At 74.1% G+C, this 6,000-nt stretch carries 5 protein-coding genes; 4 read left to right on the top strand and 1 reads right to left on the bottom strand.

Going from position 1 to position 6,000, the window contains the following annotated elements; genetic code table 11:
• The first annotated feature begins 239 nt into the window (after positions 1-239).
• The 3 genes from DT057_RS22475 to DT057_RS22465 all read left to right on the top strand — a co-directional run bounded on the left by DT057_RS22475 (position 240) and on the right by DT057_RS22465 (position 2,352).
• Positions 240-1,373, top strand: a complete 1,134-nt coding sequence (locus DT057_RS22475) for a metallophosphoesterase family protein (RefSeq protein WP_162501472.1) — start codon at positions 240-242, stop codon at positions 1,371-1,373.
• 39 nt (positions 1,374-1,412) lie between these two features.
• On the top strand, positions 1,413-1,946 hold the full coding sequence (locus DT057_RS22470) for a L,D-transpeptidase family protein (protein ID WP_128564338.1): 534 nt from the start codon (positions 1,413-1,415) through the stop codon (positions 1,944-1,946).
• Between the two features lie 205 nt (positions 1,947-2,151).
• The gene (locus DT057_RS22465) at positions 2,152-2,352 is read left to right on the top strand and encodes a hypothetical protein (RefSeq protein WP_128564337.1); all 201 of its coding nucleotides are present in this window, start codon (positions 2,152-2,154) and stop codon (positions 2,350-2,352) included.
• A gap of 13 nt (positions 2,353-2,365) precedes the next feature.
• On the opposite strand, the gene DT057_RS22460 is transcribed toward DT057_RS22465, so the two are convergent.
• Positions 2,366-3,049: a YggS family pyridoxal phosphate-dependent enzyme gene (locus DT057_RS22460; RefSeq protein ID WP_128564336.1), complete on the bottom strand. Its 684-nt coding sequence runs from the start codon at positions 3,047-3,049 to the stop codon at positions 2,366-2,368.
• 192 nt (positions 3,050-3,241) lie between these two features.
• On the opposite strand from DT057_RS22460, the gene leuS reads away from it, so the two are divergent.
• Positions 3,242-5,836 carry a leucine--tRNA ligase gene (leuS, locus tag DT057_RS22455; protein WP_128564335.1) on the top strand — a complete coding sequence of 865 codons (2,595 nt, stop codon included), beginning with the start codon at positions 3,242-3,244 and terminating at the stop codon, positions 5,834-5,836.
• The last annotated feature ends 164 nt before the right edge of the window (positions 5,837-6,000 follow it).

Below are 6,000 nucleotides of genomic sequence, written 5' to 3'. Positions count from 1 at the left end.
CGGCCCGCGGCGGGCCGCGCGGGAGACGGCCGGACCGGGTCTCGAGGCGGGCGGGCCCGCGAGGCAGGACCCCGTCGCCCGGTCTCCAGGGTGCCCCGCCCGCGCCGGCCCGCCGCCCGGGGGGCGCCGGAATCCAGTTTTCCCTCCCGCCGCCTTCCATGGCGGGCGGCACGATGGGAGGATCGTCCGTGCGCGCCGCGGGACGGCGCCCGCTGCTCCGACCTCGCGGGATCGCCGGGATGCCCAAGCACGTCGTCGCGGCCGCCGCGGCCGCAGCGCTCTCCCTGTCGCCGGCGTTGCCGCGGGAGAGCGCCGCGCGGGAGAGCGCCGCGCGGGAGAGCCTCCCGCGGGAGAGCGCCGCGCGGCGGGCGCCGGTCGGGATCCTGCTCGCGGTCGGCGACATCGCCCTCTGCCGGCGGGACGCCGCGGGCGCCATCGTCGACAGGGGCGTGGCCGAGCAGACCGCCGCCGTGGTCCGGAGCGAGATCGCCGCCGCGGCCCGGGCCGGGCTGCCGCTGCGCATCCTGGTCCTCGGCGACCTCGCCTACGTCGACGGCAAGGCGGCGGATTTCGCCTGCTTCACGGCGAGCTGGGGCGCGTTCCGCGACAGGCTCCTGCCCGTCCCCGGCAACCACGAGTACGAGAACCCGGAGCCGGCGGGCCCGGCCCACTACCCGCGGCCCTACTACTTCACCTACTTCCGGCACGACCCGCGGGTGGCCGAGAACGGTCCGCGGACTGGCTACTACGCGCTCCGCTTCCCGGGCCGGGCCGGGCCGTGGCAGATCGTGGGCCTGAACGCATACCTGCCCGACGCGCCCGCCGGTCGCCCCCCTCCCCGGGCGAGCCGCCAGGGGCAGGAGCGCTGGCTCGCGCGCCGGCTCCGCGGCCGCGCCGCGCCGTGCCTGCTGGCGTTCTGGCACCCGCCGGTGTTCAGCTCAGGCTACCACGGCCACGCCAACAGCAGGGCCGCCGACGCGCCCCTGTGCCGGCCGGGCGATCCACGCCCCGCTTGCGGCGAGATGCGGACGATGGCGGAGCCCTACCGGATGCTCCACGCCCGCGGCGCATCCCTGGTCCTCGCCGGACACGACCACCACTTCGAGCAGTTCGCCCGCATGAACCCGGCCGGAGAGCCCGACCCGGCGGGCCCGCGCTCCTTCATCGTCGGGACGGGCGGCATCCCCCTGTCCCAGGTCCCCTACGCGCAGCGCTGGCCGACGAGCGAGGCCTACGGCGACGCGACCCACGGCCTCCTGCGCCTCGAGCTCTTCGCCGACGGCTACGCCTGGCGCTTCGTCCCGGTGGCCGGCGGGCGTGAGATCGCGCTCCCCCCGCGCCGCGGCGCGGAGGCCTGCACCGCGAGACGGTAAGCCTGGAGCCCCGCGCCGCGCCGCCCTATGACGGCGGGCATGAAGCGCATCACCCTTGCGCGGGTGCGGGTCCGCCAAAGCGTGCTCGATCCCGCCCGCGGCCTCCTCATCGCCGGCCCGGCGCTGATGCCCTGCGCCCTCGGCAAGTCCGGGTGCACCCGCGCCAAGCGCGAGGGCGACGGCGCCTCGCCCCGCGGGCGCTTCCGCCTGCGGGGCGGGTTCTTCCGGCCCGACCGCTTCGGCGCCCGGCCCGCGAGCCCCCTGCCCCTGCGCCCGACCCGGCCCGGCGACGGCTGGTGCGACGACCCGGGCGACCGGCGCTACAACCGGCCGCTGGCCCTGCCGGCGCCCGGGGTCAGCGCCGAGCGGATGTGGCGGGAGGACGGGCTCTACGACCTCGTGATCGACCTCGACTACAACCGCGGCCCGATCCGGCGCGGCCGCGGCAGCGCCATCTTCCTGCACGTCGCCCGCCCGGGCTTCGCGCCCACGGAGGGCTGCGTCGCGCTCAGGCGCGCGGACCTGCGGCGCCTGCTGCGCCGCCTCGGCCCGGGGACGCGGCTCGTGCTCTGACGCGGCGCGGCGCCCGCCGGGGCGTGCCGCCCCGGCAAGTCGCGGCCGGGCGGTAGACTTGGCGGGGTCTTTCGCCGGCGCGATGCTGCGACGCAAAACAACCTTGTAAATATTGGTAACGCTGCCACACTCGCGCTTGCTCTCGACATCCGGTAGGGTCGCGCCAAATCTCCTGCTTCAAAAGCGTGGATACGGGGAGAAACGCATGCTCGACGCTTACAACGCGACCGAAATCGTGCGGGCTCGCCAGATCCACGCGGCCGAGGGCCCGCGGGGCACGTTGTGGGACAGCACGGTGCGCTACCGGGACGGGTTGCCGAAGTCGCCCGTCCTGCTGACCGACGAGGACCGCGTCCGCTTCCTGGAGCAGGCCCGGGAGGAGATTCGCTCCCTGCACGCGAATTGAGGCTCGGGCCCGGTCACGCCCGCGCGGGCCGGGCCCCGAAGATCGCGCTGCCCACGCGCACGTGCGTGGCGCCCATCTGGATCGCGGCCGGGTAATCCGCGCTCATCCCCATCGAGAGATGCCGAAGGCCGTGCCGTTCCGCGATGGCGTGCAGCAGGCCGAAATGGGCCGAGGGCGGGTCCTCGGCGGGCGGGATGCACATCAGCCCCTCGACCGTGAGGCCGTAGGTGCCGGCGCAGGCGGCCAGGAAGGCGTCGACGGCGCCGGGCGAGACGCCGCCCTTCTGGGGCTCATCGCCGGTATTGACCTGCACCATGAGGAGAGGCCGGCGGCCGGCCCGCTGGATCTCCCGGGCGAGGGCGGCGGCGAGCGAGGTCCGGTCGAGGGACTGGATCACGTCGAACAGCTCCACCGCGTCGCGGGCCTTGTTGGATTGCAGCGGGCCGATCAGGTGCAGGGCGACGTCCGGGTGCTGCGCGCGCAGCGCCGGCCATTTCGCCCTCGCCTCCTGCACGTAGTTCTCGCCGAACACCCGCTGGCCGGCCGCCAGGGCCGGCAGGATGCCCTCCGGCGGGATGGTCTTCGACACCGCCACCAGCGCGACGGAGCCCGGATCGCGCTCGCTGTCGGCCGCCGCCCGGGCGATCTCGGCCCGGACCTGCGCCAGGTTCGCCGTCACGGCGTCGGGATCGATCATGGCGGGCATGCTCCGAACGGTGGCCGGGGCCCCGGGCCGGGCCCGTGAGATTGTTGACCCTCGGGACCAAACCGTGTCCTAGTCCGGCGGCGCCCGGCCGAGCAAGCTCAAGAGTTTGCCGCCGCGACGTTTTCCCTCTAGTCCCCTGCCGCCGGCGCCGCGCCGGCGCCGAACGCTCGCAAAGACGCCCCCATGGCCGAACGCTACAACGCGAAGGATTCCGAGCCCCACTGGCAGGCGGTGTGGGCCGAGCGCGACATCTTCCGCACCCGCAACGACGATCCGCGCCCGAAATACTACGTGCTCGAGATGTTCCCCTACCCGTCGGGGCGCATCCACATGGGGCACGTGCGCAACTACGCCATGGGCGACGTGGTGGCCCGCTACAAGCGCGCCAAGGGGTTCAACGTCCTGCACCCGATGGGCTGGGACGCCTTCGGGCTGCCGGCCGAGAACGCCGCCATGCAGAACAAGGTCAACCCGCGCGACTGGACCTACGCCAACATCGCCACCATGCGGGCGCAGCTGCAATCGATGGGGCTGTCGCTGGACTGGAGCCGGGAGGTCGCGACCTGCGACCCGACCTACTACAAGCACCAGCAGCGCATGTTCCTCGACTTCCTGAAGGCCGGCCTGGTGGCGCGCCGCACCGCCAAGGTGAACTGGGACCCGGTCGACCACACCGTGCTGGCGAACGAGCAGGTCATCGACGGCCGGGGCTGGCGCTCGGGCGCGGTGGTCGAGCAGCGCGAGCTGACGCAGTGGTTCCTCAAGATCACCGACTTCGCCCAGGACCTGAACGACCGGCTCGACACCCTCGAGCGCTGGCCGGAGAAGGTCCGGCTGATGCAGCGGAACTGGATCGGCCGCTCGGAGGGCCTGGAGCTGCGCTTCGCGCTCGAGGCGCCGCCGGCGGGCGCCGCGCCCGACGTGACGGTGTACACGACCCGGCCCGACACGCTGTTCGGGGCGCGGTTCCTCGCGGTGGCGGCCGACCATCCCCTCGCCGCCCTGGTCGCCGCCGGCGACCCGGCCCTGCAGGATTTCGTCGCCGAGTGCCGGCGCATGGGCACCGCCCAGGCCACGATCGACACCGCCGACAAGCTCGGCTTCGACACCGGCCTGCGGGTGCGCCACCCGCTCGACCCGTCCTGGACCCTGCCGGTCTACGTCGCCAACTTCGTGCTGATGGAGTACGGCACCGGTGCGGTGTTCGGCTGCCCGGCGCACGACCAGCGCGACCTCGACTTCGCCAACAAGTACGGGCTCGGCAACACGCCCGTGGTGTGCCCGCCCGACCAGGACCCCGCCACCTTCGCGATCACCGACGTCGCCTACGACGGCGACGGGCGCATGATCAACTCGCGCTTCCTCGACGGGATGACGACGCGGGCGGCCTTCGCGGCGGTCGCCGACCGTCTCGCGGCCGAACGGCTCGGCGACGCGCCCGTGGCCGAGCGCCGGGTGCAGTTCCGGCTGCGCGACTGGGGCATCTCGCGCCAGCGCTACTGGGGCTGCCCGATCCCGGTGATCCACTGCGATGCCTGCGGGACCGTGCCGGTGCCGGTCGCGGACCTGCCGGTGACGCTGCCCGAGGAGGTCTCGTTCGACGTGCCGGGGAACCCGCTGGAGCGGGACGCCGCCTGGCGCAACGTCCCCTGCCCGACCTGCGGCGCGCCGGCCCGGCGCGAGACCGACACCATGGACACCTTCGTGGACTCGTCCTGGTACTACGCGCGCTTCACGGCGCCCTGGCTGGAGGACGCGCCGACCGAGAAGGCCGTGGTCGACCGCTGGCTCGCCGTGGACCAGTACATCGGTGGCATCGAGCACGCGATCCTGCACCTGCTCTACTCCCGCTTCTTCATGCGGGCCATGCGCCGGACGGGCTGGGCCGGGCTCGACGAGCCGTTCGAGGGCCTGTTCACCCAGGGCATGGTGGTGCACGAGACCTACCGGGACGAGGCCGGCTGGGTCCAGCCCGTCGACGTCCGGGTCCAGACCGAGGATGGGGTGCGCGCGGCGTTTCACGTGAAAACCGGCCGGCCGGTCGCGATCGGCGCGGTCGAGAAGATGTCGAAGTCGAAGCGGAACGTGGTCGACCCCGACGACATCATCGCCTCCTACGGCGCCGACACCGCCCGCTGGTTCATGCTCTCCGACTCGCCGCCGGAGCGCGACGTGATCTGGACCGAGGATGGCGTGCAGGGCGCCTCCCGCTTCGTGCAGCGGATCTGGCGCATGGTGAGCGAGATCGCCGAGCCGGGGGCGGCGGGTCCCGCCGACCCGCAGGCCGACCTTACCGTCCGCAAGGCCGCCCACCGCGCCCTGGCGGCGGTCGAGGCGGATATCGAACGCCTGCGCTTCAACCGCTGCGTCGCGCACATCTACGAGCTCGCCAACACGCTCCAGGGCACGATGGCGGAGGCCCGCGGGCGCGCCGCCTCCCCGGCCCTGCGGGAGGCCGCCTGCATCCTGGTGCAGCTCCTCGCCCCGATGATGCCCCACCTCGCCGAGGCGTCCTGGGCCGTCCTCGGCAATTCCGGGCTCGTGGCGGAGGCGCCCTGGCCGAGCGCGGATCGCAGCCTGCTGGTCGAGGACAGCGTGACGCTGCCGGTCCAGGTCAACGGCCGCAAGCGCGCCGACGTGACGGTGGCGCGGGACGCCGACGCGGAGGCGGTCGAGGCCGCGGCCCTCGCCCTCGAGCCGGTGCAGCGGGCGCTCGAGGGCCGCCCCCCGCGCAAGGTGATCGTCGTGCCGCTGCGCATCGTGAACGTGGTCGCGTAGGCCCGCGCGGGCGCCGGGTCCCCGGCGCTCCGCCCTCCCCTCGCGGCCGCGCCGGCTTTGCCCATCACGGTCCTGCCGCAGAGGTTCCTTAAACCATCCCGCCTAGCCTGCACGGCGCTCCGCGACAGGCTTCGCGCGGTGCGCGGGCGGGCGCGACGACGGGC

Origin of the sequence: Methylobacterium crusticola (assembly GCF_003574465.1) — a bacterium.
Classification (GTDB): domain Bacteria; phylum Pseudomonadota; class Alphaproteobacteria; order Rhizobiales; family Beijerinckiaceae; genus Methylobacterium; species Methylobacterium crusticola.
This window is presented reverse-complemented; position numbering and strand designations above follow the sequence as displayed.